Here is a 17,689-nt window from a genome sequence, read left to right as displayed (position 1 = left end):
AGAAATTTATGGAAATGATTGAACCAACAATGCTGGTAGTGCTTGCGCTCGTTGCATTTGCTGCTGGTTTCATTGACGCTGTCGCTGGTGGCGGTGGAATGTTAACGGTTCCTGCTCTTCTTTCTATAGGATTACCGCCTCATATTGCATTAGGTACTAATAAATTAGCGGCTACCTTTGCATCATCTACCGCGGCTTTTACTTACTACCGGAAAAAGCTTTTCAAGCCAGAGTGTTGGATCAACGCCTTTATAAGCACTTTAATTGGAGCCACTATCGGCACACTTGCGGTTAATGCGATCAGTACTGAATGGTTAGAGAAAGTATTACCTCTCATTATCTTAGCAGCGGCAGCTTATACTATTTTCCATAAGACGCCTGACGCTAATCAAAATGTATCTCCAAAGCCCTGCCCTACCCTAAAGAAAAAACAGATTATCCAAGGTTCTATTCTTGGATTTTATGATGGTGTTGCAGGACCTGGAACAGGCGCATTTTGGACCGTAAGTTCAATGGCTTTATATAAGCTAAATATTTTGCTGGCGTCTGGTTTAGCGAAAGCTATGAACTTCACCAGTAACTTTACCTCTTTAGTCACTTTTGCTGTTCTTGGGCATATTGATTGGGTGCTTGGTTTAACAATGGGTGTATGTCTTATGGTTGGTGCGTTTGTTGGCGCTCATTCCGCGATTCGCTTTGGCGCAAAATTCATTCGCCCTGTATTCGTTACCGTTGTGAGTATTTTAGCCATTAAGCTCGCCTATGAAGCATGGTTCGTCACACTTTAAGGTAAGAAATCTATGAGTCAGCTTTCTGAACTGAAAACCTTATTAGATACGTTAATTGGACATTGCTCGCAGGTCGATAAGGCAAGAGGTAGGTATCATCAACCTCTTTTCGATCGTACTTTATTTAAAAGCGGTGCTCATTTACTTCTTCCATGTGCGTTAGAAACTCAATCAACTTACCAGACTATTTTACGTGAGCAAGCTAGCTCACAACTCACTCCGACGAGAGCGACTTATTTATCTGAAAAGTTAATGAACCAAATAGCAGCAATTCAACGTGAACTAGCAAACCACGATTTAAGACAAGATAGTCCGTTAAAATCGGCGAAAAGCCCTAATCAGCTATATAATGATCTCGCTCAGCATCAAGATTGGCATAGACGCTTAACTCAATTAGTGAGCCAACGACAGAAAGCATGGGAAAATGCTCATAAAAGCCAAAAATCCAGTGCTGAGAAAGCGCTTATTACGGCTAAAGAACGATTAGAAAGGTGTTCAGATTCGATGAAGGATATTGAGCGTTTGATTAACTTAGACAAACCTAGGCGACATGATGACTGACAAAACTCCTTCTCCGCTAGATGACGCACCTGAAGAGGTCAAACTCGCAGTTGACCTTATCTACCTCTTGGAAAGTAATGACATCGACCCACAAGTTGCTGTTGCTGCTCTTGAAATTGTCCAACAAGATTTACAATCTAAACTAGCACCTAGCACCTAGCACCTAGCACCTAGCACTCGACTATATAGGATACACATGTACCAACTAAGCTTTTCTATGCCTGAATTCCTTGAAAACTACTGGCATAAAAAACCCACCATTCTAAAAGGTGGCTTCCAAAACTTTATTGACCCGATTTCTCCAGAAGAGCTAGCGGGTTTATCGATGGAAGAGGAAATAGATTCTCGATTCGTTTCTAACTTCAATGATGAATGGACGGCTGAGCACGGTCCATTTGGCGAAGAAAAGTTTAGTCAGTTAAGTGAAAGTCATTGGCAGCTTATTGTGCAAGCGGCTAACCACTGGCATGAAGGTGCAAACCAACTTACAGAAGCTTTTACATCACTTCCTAACTGGTTATTCGATGATCTCATGATCTGCTACTCGGCTATCGGCGGTGGCGTTGGTCCCCATATCGACCAATACGATGTATTCATCATTCAAGGGCAAGGAAAACGCCAATGGCGCGTTGGTGCAAAAGATGTAGGTCAGTACAAAGAGACTTGCCGAGCTTCTGCATTGAGACAGATTGAAGGCTTTGATGCCATCATCGACGAAACTTTAGAGCCCGGTGATATTTTATACATCCCGCCAGGTTTTCCACATGAAGGTAATACTCTAGAGCCTTCAATGAGCTACTCGATTGGCTACCGCTCTCCTAAAGAACAAGAGCTTATCAGTAACTTTGCTGATTTCGTTCTAGCTCATGATATGGGTGATGTACATCTTCATGATCCTGAATTCAAAACTCAAGACACTTACGGAAAAATCCGTACGTCTGATCTAGCGAATTTAACTACTATGTTGAAGTCGGCATTAGAGCAACCAGATACCGTTAATGATTTCATGGGCTGTTTGCTAAGCCAATCTCGCCACCAACTCAATATTGTTGCTCCAGAGCCATTATGGAAACCTGAAGAAGTAGCACAGCACTTAGAGTCTGAAGGAGAAATCTACAGAGTATCCGGTCTAAAAGCGCTTTATCATGAGCATGAAGATAAGATGGCCTACATTAATGGTGAGGTAATTAAGGTGGCAGACGAAGACACTGCATTCCTTAATACTCTCTGTAACCAGCCTGTTATTCATTCTGGGATCACGATGAGCCAAGCTTCAATATCACTTCTAACGGACCTAGTTAACAAAGGTTACTGGTTTATTGAAGACTAATTTTGATTTCAGCACCTGACTTTACGTCTCTAAGTTGCTATTACTATTAATCTGAATTGTAAATAAACAAAAAATGCGAACTTCATAATGAAGTTCGCCTTTTAATTTATAGAATAATATTTAAAGTTTCACAGTGCTTAAGCTGACATGACATCGTGTCATTAAACTATGCTTTAAGCTTAAACTTTAAACTGATTCACTAAATCTTTTTGCTGATTCACTAGCTGGTCGATCTCTTGACCAACCTGCTCTGAAGAACCTGCATTTTCCAAAATCTGAGCACTCAAATCTCGGATATTTGAAACGCTTTGATTCACTTCACCTGATACTGACTGCTGTTCTTCAGCCGCTCGTACAATCTGGTTATTCATATCACTGATTGCCGCTATAGATTCAAAAATTGCACTTAAATCTTGAACGGCTTTTTGAACATGTTCAGCGGTATCATTGGCGAGCACATTGCCTTCTTGGATGGCTTCTACCACATCTTGTGTACCAGCATGTACTTTACCAATTACTTCTCGAATTTCACCCACTGAAGACTGTGTTCGGCTTGCTAAATTTCGAACTTCGTCAGCAACAACCGCAAAGCCGCGCCCTTGCTCACCGGCCCTTGCTGCTTCAATCGCAGCATTAAGTGCCAGCAAGTTAGTCTGCTCAGAGATCCCCTCAATAACGGTCAAAATTTCGGTGATATTGCTGTTATTTTTTGCGAGATCTTCAACAATAGGAACTGCACTCGACATTCTGTCCACCAGCTTAATCATTTCTTCTGCTGAAAGCTCAATTACTTGCTGACCTTGTTTCGCTGACTGGTTTGCTTGTGTGGCGGCTTTAACTGCAACTTCTGCATTTTGTACCACTAACCCTGAAGTCTGTGTCATTTCTTCAGAAGCTGTAGCCACCAAGTCTACTTCTTTAAACTGAGATTCGCTGCTGTACCTAGTTTCTGAAGCAGTTGATTTCGCTCTAGTGGTAGTTTCAGCGACTTGTTCCGTCGTTTGAATAACTTGTTTAATCGTATGTTGGAGCTTATCTAAGAATAAGTTAAAACCTTGAGCAAGCTGACCAATTTCATCTTGGGATTTAACATCTAATCGTTGAGTTAAATCACCTTCACCTGAAGCAATATCATTTAACCTCGCCACCACTTCTCGAATCGGCTTAACAATAGAAAGAGAAGCAATAAAGATGACGGCTAAACCAATCACCACAAATAATGAACCTGCTAGTATCTCCGTTTTAATCCCATCTTCAACTTTATTGCTAATAATGCCATCAAGCCTTTCCGCATCTGCGATCACACTTGAACGAGGCATTTCAAATAGCACGCCCCAAATTTGGTTTGCCGAACGTACAGGTGCGAATGAAATCAACCATTGGTTATCTTCACTCCACTGGGTTGTCACTTCTTCGCCGAAAAGGAGATCCGTCATTGCATCACTTGAAATTTGTTCGCTGGAGAAAGCACTTCCCGCTGGTATTGACGCATTATCAGTTGCGATAACTGAACCATCTAAACTCACAACATACACTGCGCCACTGCCGTTAAATAAACTTTCATCAGTTTCACGGATGATCCCAGTGAGTCCATCAAGTCGTAAATCAATCCCTAAAAATCCAATAGACACACCATCAACAACGATAGGAACAGATATTGATGTCGCAAGAATACGACCCAGTTCAGTTTCAATTAGCTTCGGCGTACTAACACAAGTTTCCCCACTTGAAATAGGACAAAAGAAGCGCTCGCTATTAGCACTATCATTAAACGTTTTTTCAGATATTACATTAGCTAAAACGTTCTTTCCGTTATCTGAAACTTTCCAGTAGGGAGCAAAACGACCAATTTCATTAGATCCAACATAACCAGCATCAACATAGTTATCATCTTCGCCATCAAGCATATTCGGCTCAAACACCAAATATGCTCCTTGAATGGAGTCAAAATTAATAACCGATTGTCGAACCATCTCATCAAGTGCAGTCCGTAGTTCTTCACTAGGTGTGAAGTTTTCTTCCGCATTATTTTTTAAAAATAACGCTGTAGCAGACAGCATTTCAGCTCGATGCAAAGCTTCATCTATATATTGTTGAACTTCTTTTGAATTAAGCTGTGATACGGAAGCCAATAATTGTTGGGACTTGTCGATAACCGACTCAGAACTCAGCGTTTTTATGACTTTTTGATTAGAAGTGGCGTTGTATATGGAAAAGCCAATGAGGGATAAAGAGGTAATCAGCAGGCAACAGCCCGCCAGTAAGGTAATTTTCCACTGTACCGAGAGAGATCGCATTGTTGTACATCCTTATAATAAGCCAAATGACTTCCATAACCTTATGAATAGCTTAGACCTTGATTACACCATATTCATTTGATAGATCATACTAAAGTTTACGGAAATGTTAATAAGAGTAACTAACTACGTTGACTATCAATATATATTCGCTCCTTTATTGTCGCTCTACACCACTATAAGATGCTAGTATTTCTCTAATTCTCACTGTTTCCATTTAAGGATCTTCATGAAAGTCATCAGCTTTAATATATCTAACGTTAATTAATACTATAAAAACAATAACTTAAATTTATACAACCATCTTAGTGGCGATGAAATGGCGACAGATTGTTATTTTCTCTATTTCTTACACACGAATAAACACTAGCATTTTTCCACGTAAATCCCCTATTTTCTGCCATTGCTCTGCCTTCTTTCCCGTCCACTTTTACCGCTGAATCCCTTGAACAATTTTGAAAAAATATAATTACTATCAGATTGGCGTCAAAGCCTTGCCCTGTCTGGCTTCACCTCCTGAAAAAGAGATCTTTAATTTTATACATTAGATCGTTAAAAACCTGACAGAAAACACCTAGTAACGTTTAAAATCAACAACTTAAATTAGCAACTAAGATCCTTACAGATCGTCATTATTGCAATTTATCGAAAAAAAGCGCAATTATTGAAATTCTATTAGGCGCAATATAAGCCCTATTCAATGGCTTTTCGTATCACTCGAAGCCTTTATAGCAAAAGGCTTTAGCGCATGTTCTGTGCCTCCCATAACCCCGTAGTTTTTCACTAAATCAAAATTGCGAAAAAACCAGATCGAAAACGTCGCAGGTGGGGAGGATGAGTGCGGATTCCGTCACGTGGTTGCTCCTTTCCGTGGCGCTAGCCTGCAGCTATGTCATTGGCTTTAGATATAAGAAAAGCGCCCGTTGTGGGCGCTTGTTGGTGAGATGGTTGGTGTTTACGTTACTTTATAGGTCCCGTTAGAGCTGCCAGTGTTTATGATGACTTCTGCATCCCGCTTAATCACTGTAACCATTGCTGCTGCTATTGCTTCCATCAACGGTGAGTTCTGTGAAAACTCTCCTTCTGTCACAAAGCCTCTTGCTTGCAGCTCTTGAATCAATTCTTGCTTGGTTGCATCGACTTCTAATGCCATGTTACTTACCTGCTTTGACGGTCGCTGAAACGTCTACATGCGGTTTTCCAGTGAACGGACAAATGGATGCACCTGTACATACACCTGTCCCGCCATTCATTGTAATGAGATCTGCTACTTCAATGATTTTCTTTGCCGTAGATGATTTGTTGCCTTTGACGGTTTCACTGTGGTTACCATCAATTTCAGCAATTCGATTTTCCAGTACTTTGATTTGTTGAGTGAGGCATTCAAGCTTGTCGGCTTGGTCTGTCTTACGTTCAAAGTTCCCGTCTTTGTCTACCAATTGGTAAACACCTTTGCGTTGTTGGTATCGGCTTTCACCTTCTTTGATGCCTGGTAACTTGAACCCAAGCGGAAGAACGCAACGAATAAAAGGTTTGTCTGGTTGCCCGAACATAAACCCTAACTCAACAATACTGCCAATAGCCGGTGGTTCTAACCGACCAGCGTGATCACCAAGACCTGGCACTGGAAGTGGTACCGCCTGCAATGGTGGTTTGTCTTCGTATTCCATGCCCTTTTCATCAAGTAGCTGAACATCTACCGCGTAGTGAGGATAAAAGCGATCAGACAAGTCCCCTTCTTCTGGGAGTTCTGGCAAGGCGACCACTTTTCCCCATCTTGGCAAATGCCACTGCCCTGTGAATTCAGGGAACAAACGGAAGATGATGCGCTTGATAGTATTTACATCCATGTGAGCTTTGCCTCCGTTCCTTCAAACTCGACACCGACTAATCGAAGCCCATTCACCACAACACCTGGCTTGAGCCTTGGAATAGCCGGTATCTTTACTGATTTGTTTGCCGTGTGGTTGGTCATGAGTTCGTTAGGTATGGTGATAGGCTTATCAGCCCAATGGGAATCTTGCCAACTGCCTACGTAAATTTGCCCGTTGCCTTGTTGCTGCCAGAACAAGTCTTCAATGCTGAACGCTTGGGCGAGCTCGTCTATGACTCGATAGCCATTGCCATCACTGTAAAAGCAAGGGATGGCAGTTTTACTGTAAGCCTTTTCTGGTAACACAAATTGAAGCCCTGTTTTATTGGTGACTTCGCTTAGCAGCTGCATGAGTGTTGGGTGACGCATGATGATGTTCAGTGGCTTGTAAAGTATTGCTGATAGCTCTCGGCAAAATACGGCAGACCAACCTTTTTCAGCAGGCTGCACCCGTTCGATGTAACCCAAAAAGACTCGGGTAATATCATCGCCCCAACCTAAGTCTACGGCGATGATGGTATTGGGCTCTGGATTACCTTCAACAGTCAGCTCGCAGCGACCTGGCGTATTTTTATCAAAGACGACTCTATGGCTTTTCATCTTGGCTTTATCTTTACCAAGGTAAACGCGGCTAATGAATCGATTGTTTGCACTCATAAATCACCACTAGTTAGAGCTTTTTGCTGTCGTTGAGTACTTTCTGAAATCCTGTTAACTCAACTTCGGTCCCTGGCGGCACATCGTCACTTTGCCCAGCTTCAACCGGTGTATTCACACCTTGTACTTTTTGCTGCGCGGCGGGTTTGTCCGCTTGGCGCTGCTCTACTCGTTCTGGTACCGAAAGATGCTCGATAAGTTCAAATGAAACACTCCATTGCCTGTGAGACTCTTGCTCATCGGCGCGAACTGAGCCTTGAAATTTGGCTTGGCGTATTTTTAAGGCTTCTGCCGTTTTGTTACTGATTCGATAGATTTGGCGGGCATCGTTTTCTTGCGCTTCCGCCAAACTGAACAAGTTGGTTAATAGCTGTTTCTTGGTAAATGGGATCACGCCTTTCACGGTCAGAATTTTACCTTTGCTGCCTGTTTCCGCTTGGTCGGTAGCCGAGGTTTGACCGGACATGTCTTGTCCGGCCAATTGCTGACGAACGCTAATGCGTAAGTTCTTTAATGGGAGTTGGGTGCCGTTTAGGGTTAGCATACTAGTATTACTCTATTAGTTTGCTGTAATACTGATGTAAGTATTAACAATAGACTCTGCATTAACTGACAAGCCGTTTTCATCTTTCAAATGGATACGCCATCGCAGAGGATCACCGGCAACAAAAGCTCCTACAGCGACTATCGTTTCTTCAACTCCTATCGTTGCAACTGATATTGACTGACAAGGAGCACTAAATCGCAATAATAATGCTCCCTCTTCAATAACCATATTCTCTATCCCATAAGGTTTACCATGGTCAAAAACTTTCCACCCATTTCCGTCATTCACAATGATTCCAGATGCCATCGCTCCTATGACATCGGGTAACTCTTGTCGCTTAGAAACTTGGCCACTTTTTAGCTTAGAAAAGCACCATACTGCGCCACTCAAGCCACTCCAGTTATTACCGGTTACAGCTTCAGCTTTAGTAATGAACACCGATAACTCTTTTTCATTGCTAACAGAGAAATTTAAGGGTATGGATTGCGTTTCTTGTTCCGAATTAGCATCAACATTAATCCGTTGAGAGCCTACTTGAACTTTATATTCTGACGGTCTCGCATACTTTGTTGGCATCATTTGCGGATCAAGTGAAGTATCGACGACCAAAGAATCTAAACACCAAGGAATTTCCGTACTTTCAACAATGGCCCTAGCCATCGATTTATATCCAACCTTAGAAGGATGAACGCTGTCTTTGATAAGTCTGGGATTCGGTTGAACTAAATCAGGCAAACGACTCCAATCCCACGCATCAAACACCCACACCCCAAACCTAATTAATTCAGTTTGCATCCATGAACGTAGTTCTTGTATTTGCGACTGCTTAACTTCATCTGAAGTGCGATAAGCTGGCGGTGTATTGAATACAGCTAATATCCCGTTCTCACAACAAGACTTCGCCATCGAGATTAAATCGGTTTTCGCCCCCTCAATGCCATGACCATAGCTGATGTTATTTATTCCTACATTAACAACAACAAACGCAGGCTTGCCAGGTAAAGTTCTAGTTCCTTTCCCATCACCAGGGTCATAATCTAACCCGAGAACGTCGCGCTTCCATCTAGCCAGTATTTGAGCCGTTTGTTGTCCGCCAATACCATGGTTATACCAATACAATCCTGTTATTGCGCCAAATTCATAACTTAATTGGCCACTTTCATTCTCATGTGCTAAGTCGACTTGCCCAAGTTCGTTATGAAGCCTCCCATGAAGTTCAGGATGCCCTTCAGCAATAGAATCTCCTATAACAACCCCAAAAGGTAAAGATAGGGTGATGCCTTCGTTACCTGTAAGCTCTGAGATCCAAGCGCCATTATTGTTAACATCTGAACTCGCCACCCAAAGTTCATTATTGAAATGTGGATATGAATAAAAGCTACTCAATGAGGACGTTTCACCAACGGCAAACGCCTTCACTTTTTTAACACTACCCATCGCGTGTGAACGAGTAGTGTCAATGACATCATCCGTGTTTTGGTCACCTGTTTGTAGATATTTACTTTCAATGGCTTCGTCAACACCTCGGAAGTTTTCCCCCACCCACTTTCTATCTGCACTTTCTCGGGCAGGCCTTAAATCAGAAACAGTTCCATCAGCGTGAACCTTTGCTATTTTGCAAACAAAGTGCTGCTTACCTTGCTCATCGTTGTAATCATCTTTCTCTTCTGAAGTCACAACAAACTCGAACTGTGTTTGATATTCACCAGTTGGTGAACCATCTTTATAGAGGTCAACATATATGAATGAAGGCTTTTCAAGAACTTGTAACGTTCGTTCAAAATCTAGGGCCACACGTCGACCAGAAACATAGCCAGAACCTGACTTAACATTGAATGCTGTAGATTTAGGCGTGACCAAAAAAGCATCTTCAATAAACCAATCATTGCCATTTTGGTCAACCATCGCTTGAGCAGTATCCGCATCCATTTGGTTCATCCGCGGTGTAGCATTATATTGCCAACTTTTAGGATCAACGGTGATGTTCGTTATTCCCGAAATATTGTCATACTTAATCACTTGTGACCGGACTAATGTATTTCCCGCGACACCTGGTTCATCCTTCGTTTTTGGTGTTCGAACTGGATGATGGATCGCAATAACAGTGTTGTGTTCACTGCAGTAAAGACCGCGCCAGTTAAAATAAAATGGACCTACGTTACTCGCGAGCGTGGTGGAATAGATGACCATATCCGTAGAAATTCGACCTCGTTCATGTACATCTGACTCGTGAACCACATATTGGGAAGGGGTGGCATCAGTTTCCAAAGGAAAATCTGCTCGGTCTGGAACATCGGCAAAGATAAATTTGTCTATTCTTAATTCTTTTTCTTCAGCCGCAAGTTTAGCCATCAATTCTTTGCCAGCTTTTGTTAATATTTGTGTCGTCGCATTGGTCATTTATTTCCACCTTTACTGTGCTGTCGCGCACTCTAAATCCATATCTAAATTGAATACTGTCGTAAATGAATTCGCTTCCAATGGCGAATCTGCAACAGCCGTCTCATACGCGCCGTCTAAAATTTGGGTTTTCAACGGCATATCAATTTCTACATAAGTCGTATATTGATATCGTCTGCACGTCCGCCCGTATTGACGAACTACGGTATCCAATAAATGTGGGACTTCTGATAAGTCACCGTCTCGAATTTTTAGGCTGACCACATCCCAATCGACATTCACTAGCCTTTCATCTTGGGCAATGTGCGGATAGCCGAGCTTTTCAAACATCTCTTCCCACCCAGACACCGAACCCGCATCACGAGAAAACCCGTAAGCATGCGCCACACGGATTCGAAACAAGTCTTCGGGCTCTTGTCCGAGCTTTTCTACTCCACGTTGCCAAGCCAGAATATTGACCAAAGCAATAGGCGCGGTCAGCGGATCATGCTGTTGCAGCGGCATTTCAAATGCGGCTTTTACATGTTCCCAATAATTACGCATGGCTCGGGCAAACTTGGCGAGTTCACCTCTACCCATCCAATAACGAAGGTTTATCTCAGGTATTTTCAATGGATACCTCCAACGTCTGAATGCGAGGCACCGTTAGGTTGTTAATGATGTCGGCATTCTCAAATTCGAGTGATTCAATTTGTGAAAACTGCCCATGTAGCTCTTGCCCTAATTTGGAGAAGCTAAAGCGCAACACTGGATTGATCACGGTTGGCGAATAATCGGTATTCTCACGAAATGCCGCGCCAATGAACTTCTCTACTGCGGCTTTAAGCTCTGTTCTTTCATCCATCGTTAATGAGCGTTGCGGCCACACATGACAAACAATATTGCTCTGTGTTTCTGGCATCGCCATCACCTGCAGATCATCACCATGACCGTGTTGCCCTTGATTACGAATGTAGGTGTTCAAGTCGCTGAGCATTTCAGGTGAAGGCTCACCCGTATCAAGCAGAATGTACGCGTTCGCAGTACCAGGCCCACGTGGCGCGTTATGCTCGAAATACACGTTATCGTCGTTAATGCCTGCGCGACTGGTCAGCAATGAACGGTAAGCCGCATCAATGTGCCATTTCGCCACCGCGCTCCATTGGTTACGGATACGTAAGCGAAGTTCATCGTTGCTTTCTTTGTCTGCGCCTGCAGCGGTTAGCCATTCGGCTGGGTTGGTTGCGGCTGCAATGCCTGGTATCGCAGTCGGCAAAATATGGTAGTAACCTTCGCCAAGGTTATAGGCTGCACCTTCACTTTCAGCTTCAACATCGACCATAACCGTGGTTTCGTTTTCTGGCAGCGTGGTATCAGCCCGCACACGAACGCGGTAAATATTGCCGTTAATGACTTCAGTCTGAATCCATGTATTTTGGGGAATGACTAACGCGGGTCCTTTCACGGCAGCACGTTGAAACGCGATAAGCCCAGCGGCTTTGGTGGCTTCTTTACGAGTCAGCTTGCATTGCCAAGCCAGTAGGTCTAACCATTGGTCGACAGCGGTTGCCACAAACATGTTGGGCAGAACGTAACCCACCAATAGAGTCGTGATGAGCCACAAGGTGACATTGACCACTGCCGATTCAATCAAGCGCCAGAACGGAGAGAAAAGCGAATCGTTAGAGATAATGCAGTCTTCCTTTTCCATTTCTTCTTTCAGCACTTTTTTCCAACTGACGGCATCGGTAGGAATACCGGATTGCTTAACCAGCTCGGTATAATCTGGCTTTGGAATATCAGACATTGTTTATCTCCATGGTGACATCACCCTTTGCTAAATCACCAAACTCTGCTGTCGTGGCGAGCACGTAAATCGTGCCTTCTGTTGGCTCTTCTAATTGCACTGTGCCTGGTACTAGGCGAACGTCTTCTTCCACCAATAATTCCAGCTTGGTTCGAATGTCCGCTTTCTTTGATGGGCTGCGCTCTGCAATAAGTTCAACCGCTAAATTGCTTTCAATGATGGCGTGTTTAATGTCTTGGGCGATCACGGCTCGGTCTTGAATCAACACAGGGTTACGACCGGCATCGAGCACTACATCGCCGTTTTCAATCAGTAAGTCTTGGTATTTGAAATTACCCATTAGCCTGCCGCCATTTCTAGTTCACTCGCCATGTCTTGCGGGTTATTCATTTGCTGCACATACATACTTACGCCACCATAATTGGTTGAACTGGTTTGATGATTCGCAATACTTTTCGCGGCGCCACCTGGCTGAATTTGTGCGTAAGGTGTGGCACTTTTCACAGCCTTTGAACTCACTGGTGCGGTTTCCTCTTCACTGCCAAAACCGGGTAGCCAATCCACTAGCCCTTTCATGGTTTCCCAAATACCCGCTAACTTATCGGTGAACCAACTGAATACACTGCCAAAGATGTTGCGCATCGAGTCCGCCATTTGCCCAATGAAGGCAAAGCCACTGGTATCGGTAAAGCCACTCATCACCCATTGCCAACCTGCTTTGATGAACTCAAACATGGCTCTAAATGGCATGGTGATTAATGTGATGGCGCCTTCTAAGACTTGGAACCAGGTTGTGTCGCCAAACGAAGCTTTCAGATCATCCCAGTAATAAATCAGTGCACCGACAGCGGCGACGGCGGCAATCACTGCGCCCACAATCAAAATGATTGGGTTGGCGGCTATCGCAATATTGGCAGCAAGCATTGCCACACGCAGTGCGCCCATGCCTTTGGTGAGTAAGAAGTTCACCCCTGCAAACAGCTTCATGGTGATCATATAAGTCGCCATGACTTGTTTGCTTATGCCCATCATGAGAGTAAAGGCACCACCTGCCGCGACTGCGCCTAAAATGGCGACGGCAGCAAAACCAATGTATTTAGTGACCTCAGGAAAAAGTTGAGTCCATTCAATCAGAGTGGTCACGCCATCCGCCATACCGCCCACCACTGGCAAGATGGCAGGTAAAAGAACCGCACCAAATGCCGCGCTTATGGCAAATATGCCTTGTTCTAGCCGTTCCCATTGGTCGGTCATTGCACCAGCCATTTTTTCAGCTACATCGAGCCCTTGAACTTTTCCTAGTTCATTAATTGAGCTAGCAAGCCCATCCGTGTTTTGCATCAACAGTTGGATCATGGCGGTGGCTTCTTGTGTGCCAAACGCCTTGCTCAATTCTGCCGCTTCCGCCACGGATATGGTTTCACCGTAACGCCCTTTAATTTGGTTCAAGATATCGACCATTGGCAGCATTTGACCTTGGGCATCAGTAAACTGCATATTCAAGGCTTCTTGTGCTTTGGCGGTACCCGCTAAGAACGCGCGATATTTGGTACCGGCTTCACTGCCACTCATGGTGGATTGCAAGGTACCCAGAATCGCCATTTGTTCCGTCATACCCACACCCACAGAGGTAGCCGCAGCCCCTACAGAAGTGAATGCCGAAGACATCCCATCACCTGTGGTCTTAAACATTTGCACTGCTCTTGCAGTTTGACCACCCAACATATTCACCCAATCCGCCTTACCCATTTGGTTGGCTGAACTTTGGAAAATGCCGTACATGGTGCCAACATAATTGGTAATGGTTGACGTATCCGCTTTAGTGGCGGCAGCAAGCACACCCGACGCGCGGGTAAACTCAGAAAGCTCATTACCGCCTAAGCCTGAAATAGCCGATTGGATATCATAAGAAGCCGCTACAAAATCTGAGGCTGACTTCCCGTAATCCACTGCAAATTCAAGTGCTGTATCGCTTAGATGTTGCAACTGTTCATCTGCAACGCCAAGAGATCTCACTTCGCCTAATGCTCTGTCCATTTCAATGGCTGGCATCAAGGCTTGTTGCAGAGCAAAACCCGCACCCACCATGCCTGCCGCACCTGTCACCATGGTCTGTGTTCCTTGGCGATAAGTGTTGGTGACATCGGTCATTTGTCGTTGAATATTGCCCAGAGGTTTTGAAATCTGGTCAATCAATCCAACTTGAAACTTGAGTGAGTCTGGTAGCATCAAGCATTCTCTATTTAGGGTGTTGAATCATACTTAGCGGCTAACCACCAAAGCCTTTGGCGACACCGTTAGCCGTAACGGCTTGCAGGTTTTCCCAATGGTTCTTCTCTAACCAAATGGCATAAGCCAAGTTTTGGTCAGTATCTGGTTCATGGGGTAACCACTTTCGTCGCCATGCATACATCTTTTGCCTGTCGCTGCTGTCTACTGCCGCGACAAGCGCATCTATTTTTTTACTGAGATAGACAGCTTCGGTGTGTACTCTTTTAGTACAGCGCCATAAATCTGCGTGGCGGCACCTGCGTTCTGCTTGGTAATGTCACGCAGTGCGTCTTTTGAACCTTCGCTCACACAGCTCATTAAGAAATTATGAGCGGCGCTACTGACATCACCTTGCATGGTGGTGTTTTGCGCATCGTCGTATTCGGCTGGCGTTGGGTTGAATTCAAGATCAACTGCGCCAACGGTTAAGATAATTGCTTTTGTCATGCTGCTTCTCGCTTCAATGATTCGTAAATTCGGGTGAGTCCGGTTTCTAATTGACGCTCTAATCGTTCGAAACCATCTTTCACTTCTTCTTTGGTTGCGTAGCTTTCTGCTACATGGGTTTTATAGTCGGCAAGCTCTTTCGAGAGAGAAAACAGCTTGCCGATCAGTGCTCCGGTTAACATCACCAACAAGGTGGCAAGGGCAACCAGTGCAGATAACCAAGTCGGGTCCATCGCTATTCCTTCTGAGGAATTTCCTTCAAGCGTTTGCCTTGAAGTGATGCAATAACATCATCAACAGTTGCTTGCATAACATCGTTGGTACTTAGGTCACGAAGCTTTTCAAGTCCCCAAACCACCAAGCGAGTAGCAAAGCGTTCAAGAATGATTTTCCAGCCGATTTGAAAGAACAGACCTTTCAGTACTTCCAGTAAGGTTTTGCCAATAATTCCAGTGAGGAATCCCATAGTATTAATCCTTTAAAATAGTGAGTTTTACCGTTTCGCCATTAAGCTCTGCCATCAACGCATTGAAAGCGTGACCAGAATTCATAACAGCCCATTCATTACCTACGAAACCAAAGTCAACACCTGGCGCTAGACACCCTTGCAGATCACTCGGCTTATTTGCCTTATGAATCAGCACATGTGTTCGAAGACTTGGTCCGTGACGGGTTACGCCTAACATTGGCTCTTCTACTGCGTAACAGTTGCCAAAACGGGGTGATTCATGTGGTAAAAGGTCGTAAGTGCCTTCAACAATGCAAGATTCACTTGGCTTGTTGTTGAGCATTGGACGTTCAACCATGCAACATACTTTTGAACCATCAGGGCGATAGAGATACGAATAAGTGCCATGTTCAAAGTAACGGCGTTTCATCAAGTAATGTTTCATCGCTTCATTTTCTCCAAGTCGCTTTGGCATTGGGTGCAGTATTGGCACCCTGTTACTTGCTGGCGGCGTTCTTCAGGAATTGGTTCACCACACTCGCCGCATTCTTGTGCGCTTTCCCGTTGTTCATTTTGCTTAGCCCTTGCCAGGTGGTTGGCAAGCGCCACTTCTGTGAATTGGGTTTCAAGGCCACTGGCATGGTCGATAACATCAGACATCATGTCCCCTATCTATTGAGCGAAAAGCTACTGAACCAAGTCTTCGGTTTCATCTGGGCGCAGGTATGGAACGCCGTTGATATTCACAAAGTCAGGGCTTGTCACTTCGAACGGCAGCTTATGAACTAATGCGCTACCACCATTTGAATCGGCATCGAGCAAATCAGAGATTTTGATACGACAACCGAAGGCTTCAATTTTCAGTTCATCTTTATCAATCTTGCCGTAGAACAACGCGTCGAAAGCTGGCATTCCTCGCCAAGAACCGGCTTGTTTTGCTGCCTTGCTGAGAATGTTGAAGTACTGTGTGGTGAGTTCCATTTCACCGCTTGCTTCTACATCGCCATCGACATAACCATCGGGCACACCAGAGGTTTTATTAATGGCGGAATTATCCGTAATAGACAGGCTGACTTTTTGCGCTTTTAGCTTGTAGTCGCCCATTGCAAAGTGCATGTTCTTGCCAGAAATACGCGTACTCATTGGTTACGCCTCCGCATCTGCAGGGTTAGAGAGATCAAGCCCAATGTTCACAACAATGTGTTTCGGGCAGTTATGAGGGCGAACCATTAAGCCAATGTTGACTTTGGTCTTGGTTATCCACTGAATCGATACGTCTTCATCGCGTGGTGCCATGATTTCACCAGGGAACGGAATGCCGCCAATCTCAGTAGTTTTCGACATGTCGCGCATGTCTTTGCTGAAATAAGTACGGTTGAGTTCAATGCTTGGCGGTGTCGAGTTTAGGATTCGGTCTGCAACGCGGCGAATCGCTTTAATACGTACGCGGCGGTTAAGCTTGTGAATAGGTCGAACATATTCGAGGTATTGATAATCTCCGCCTTTCGCTTCAAGCGTGGTCGCGTCTGTCCAGTAAATGCCTTCCATATCCGCATACCATTGCGGAAGTGAATAACGTGCATCGGCTAACGCAGAAATAGTGCTCATTTCCAGTGGATTGCCTACGCTATCCACTGGCATTTCACCAAGCCCTAATAGGCTACCCGTCGCGACTCGCATTGGGCTATCGGCTACTGTCACGGCGCGGTCACATAAGCGACCACCAAGTACACCCACGTTATTGCCGTTAAGCTGTGGCACTGGTGTCACCATGTTTGCAGACACATCTTTCACTAGAGCTAGCATGGCGGTTTCATAATCCGCCCACGTTTGACCACTCTCTCCATCAACACCGGCATCAATGCCAGCACAAGCAACAAGGAAAAATACCCAGCGGCCAAGTTTGCTCGTAAGCTCTGTTGCTTTATCTTGCATCGCAGTGAATTCGGCTTTGTCTGTCACTGCATCAACAATACAAACGCCTTCAAACGAGTCGGTACGGTTGGCAATGTCTACGGCTTCTTGCCAAGTGGCATCCGCCGCTAAACCGAAAATGGCAGCCGTCCAGTTTTGTTTGCCATTAAGCTGCGCCGCTTTGACGTTTGCGCCTAGCGCATCATCTGCCACCACTTCATCAAGGTTGGTCATGTTGTTTACACGTGTAACCTTGCCTTGCAGTTCGGCTTTATCGGTGCGCCCGATATAGATCAGGTGGCGTTCAATTTCTGGGATCCCACCTTGCCCTAAATTGAGGTTGTTGACCTCTACCTTTCCGGTTGCCATT

22 protein-coding genes are annotated in these 17,689 nt (G+C 44.6%); 4 read left to right on the top strand and 18 right to left on the bottom strand.

Annotation, left to right across the window (positions count from 1 at the left end; all coding sequences use genetic code 11):
• Positions 1–8: 8 nt before the first annotated feature.
• Genes L4C37_RS06175 through L4C37_RS06160 form a run of 4 tightly spaced genes read left to right on the top strand, consistent with a single transcriptional unit; the run spans position 9 to position 2,679 of the window.
• Positions 9–788 (top strand): TSUP family transporter, encoded by a 780-nt coding sequence (locus L4C37_RS06175; protein ID WP_273296690.1) that lies wholly within the window; start codon positions 9–11, stop codon positions 786–788.
• 12 nt (positions 789–800) lie between these two features.
• The gene (locus L4C37_RS06170; protein ID WP_429768131.1) at positions 801–1,349 is read left to right on the top strand and encodes a primosomal replication protein; all 549 of its coding nucleotides are present in this window, start codon (positions 801–803) and stop codon (positions 1,347–1,349) included.
• Positions 1,339–1,509 (top strand): pleiotropic regulatory protein RsmS, encoded by a 171-nt coding sequence (gene rsmS / locus L4C37_RS06165; protein WP_137372456.1) that lies wholly within the window; start codon positions 1,339–1,341, stop codon positions 1,507–1,509. The genes L4C37_RS06170 and rsmS overlap by 11 nt, the downstream gene beginning before the upstream one ends.
• Before the next feature lie 36 nt (positions 1,510–1,545).
• The gene (locus L4C37_RS06160; RefSeq protein ID WP_273296692.1) at positions 1,546–2,679 is read left to right on the top strand and encodes a ribosomal protein uL16 3-hydroxylase; all 1,134 of its coding nucleotides are present in this window, start codon (positions 1,546–1,548) and stop codon (positions 2,677–2,679) included.
• Between the two features lie 179 nt (positions 2,680–2,858).
• Here L4C37_RS06160 and L4C37_RS06155 read toward each other — a convergent pair whose 3' ends face one another.
• From L4C37_RS06155 to L4C37_RS06070, 18 genes are all read right to left on the bottom strand, one after another.
• Entirely contained in the window at positions 2,859–4,976 is a 2,118-nt protein-coding gene (locus L4C37_RS06155) for a methyl-accepting chemotaxis protein (protein WP_429768130.1), read from the bottom strand.
• Positions 4,977–5,931: 955 nt separating this feature from the next.
• Positions 5,932–6,129, bottom strand: a complete 198-nt coding sequence (locus L4C37_RS06150; RefSeq protein WP_171733821.1) for a hypothetical protein — start codon at positions 6,127–6,129, stop codon at positions 5,932–5,934.
• 1 nt (position 6,130) lies between these two features.
• Positions 6,131–6,826, bottom strand: coding sequence for a hypothetical protein (locus L4C37_RS06145; protein ID WP_171733822.1), 696 nt, complete (start codon positions 6,824–6,826; stop codon positions 6,131–6,133).
• Positions 6,817–7,506 (bottom strand): hypothetical protein, encoded by a 690-nt coding sequence (locus L4C37_RS06140; RefSeq protein WP_171733823.1) that lies wholly within the window; start codon positions 7,504–7,506, stop codon positions 6,817–6,819. Before L4C37_RS06140 ends, L4C37_RS06145 begins: the two co-directional genes overlap by 10 nt.
• A 13-nt stretch (positions 7,507–7,519) precedes the next feature.
• Positions 7,520–8,050, bottom strand: a complete 531-nt coding sequence (locus L4C37_RS06135) for a baseplate complex protein (RefSeq protein WP_171733824.1) — start codon at positions 8,048–8,050, stop codon at positions 7,520–7,522.
• 15 nt (positions 8,051–8,065) lie between these two features.
• Positions 8,066–10,453: an SGNH/GDSL hydrolase family protein gene (locus L4C37_RS06130; RefSeq protein ID WP_429768129.1), complete on the bottom strand. Its 2,388-nt coding sequence runs from the start codon at positions 10,451–10,453 to the stop codon at positions 8,066–8,068.
• A 12-nt stretch (positions 10,454–10,465) separates the two neighbouring features.
• Complete coding sequence (locus tag L4C37_RS06125) at positions 10,466–11,065, bottom strand: phage tail protein (protein ID WP_171733826.1); 600 nt, start codon at positions 11,063–11,065, stop codon at positions 10,466–10,468.
• Positions 11,052–12,239, bottom strand: a complete 1,188-nt coding sequence (locus L4C37_RS06120; protein ID WP_429768128.1) for a baseplate J/gp47 family protein — start codon at positions 12,237–12,239, stop codon at positions 11,052–11,054. Before L4C37_RS06120 ends, L4C37_RS06125 begins: the two co-directional genes overlap by 14 nt.
• On the bottom strand, positions 12,232–12,579 hold the full coding sequence (locus L4C37_RS06115) for a DUF2590 family protein (protein WP_171733828.1): 348 nt from the start codon (positions 12,577–12,579) through the stop codon (positions 12,232–12,234). Before L4C37_RS06115 ends, L4C37_RS06120 begins: the two co-directional genes overlap by 8 nt.
• On the bottom strand, positions 12,579–14,468 hold the full coding sequence (locus tag L4C37_RS06110; RefSeq protein WP_429768127.1) for a phage tail tape measure protein: 1,890 nt from the start codon (positions 14,466–14,468) through the stop codon (positions 12,579–12,581). The genes L4C37_RS06115 and L4C37_RS06110 overlap by 1 nt, the downstream gene beginning before the upstream one ends.
• Positions 14,469–14,508: 40 nt before the next feature.
• On the bottom strand, positions 14,509–14,652 hold the full coding sequence (locus L4C37_RS06105; RefSeq protein ID WP_429768126.1) for a DUF6890 family protein: 144 nt from the start codon (positions 14,650–14,652) through the stop codon (positions 14,509–14,511).
• Between the two features lie 41 nt (positions 14,653–14,693).
• Positions 14,694–14,957: a putative phage tail assembly chaperone gene (locus L4C37_RS06100; protein ID WP_429768125.1), complete on the bottom strand. Its 264-nt coding sequence runs from the start codon at positions 14,955–14,957 to the stop codon at positions 14,694–14,696.
• A complete protein-coding gene (locus L4C37_RS06095) occupies positions 14,954–15,190 on the bottom strand; it encodes a hypothetical protein (protein ID WP_062859693.1) in 237 nt (78 codons plus the stop codon). Before L4C37_RS06095 ends, L4C37_RS06100 begins: the two co-directional genes overlap by 4 nt.
• A gap of 2 nt (positions 15,191–15,192) precedes the next feature.
• On the bottom strand, positions 15,193–15,423 hold the full coding sequence (locus L4C37_RS06090; RefSeq protein WP_429768124.1) for a hypothetical protein: 231 nt from the start codon (positions 15,421–15,423) through the stop codon (positions 15,193–15,195).
• A gap of 4 nt (positions 15,424–15,427) precedes the next feature.
• Positions 15,428–15,850, bottom strand: a complete 423-nt coding sequence (locus L4C37_RS06085) for a DUF5675 family protein (protein ID WP_429768123.1) — start codon at positions 15,848–15,850, stop codon at positions 15,428–15,430.
• Positions 15,847–16,065 carry a TraR/DksA C4-type zinc finger protein gene (locus L4C37_RS06080; RefSeq protein ID WP_429768149.1) on the bottom strand — a complete coding sequence of 73 codons (219 nt, stop codon included), beginning with the start codon at positions 16,063–16,065 and terminating at the stop codon, positions 15,847–15,849. Before L4C37_RS06080 ends, L4C37_RS06085 begins: the two co-directional genes overlap by 4 nt.
• Before the next feature lie 27 nt (positions 16,066–16,092).
• On the bottom strand, positions 16,093–16,548 hold the full coding sequence (locus tag L4C37_RS06075) for a phage protein (protein ID WP_429768122.1): 456 nt from the start codon (positions 16,546–16,548) through the stop codon (positions 16,093–16,095).
• A gap of 3 nt (positions 16,549–16,551) precedes the next feature.
• Positions 16,552–17,688 (bottom strand): DUF2586 domain-containing protein, encoded by a 1,137-nt coding sequence (locus L4C37_RS06070; RefSeq protein ID WP_429768121.1) that lies wholly within the window; start codon positions 17,686–17,688, stop codon positions 16,552–16,554.
• Position 17,689 lies beyond the last annotated feature (1 nt).

This window comes from Vibrio kagoshimensis (assembly GCF_050337535.1).
GTDB classification, from domain to species: domain Bacteria; phylum Pseudomonadota; class Gammaproteobacteria; order Enterobacterales; family Vibrionaceae; genus Vibrio; species Vibrio gallaecicus.
The sequence above is the reverse complement of the archived record's forward strand: the minus strand, read 5'-3'. Positions and strand labels throughout refer to the sequence as shown.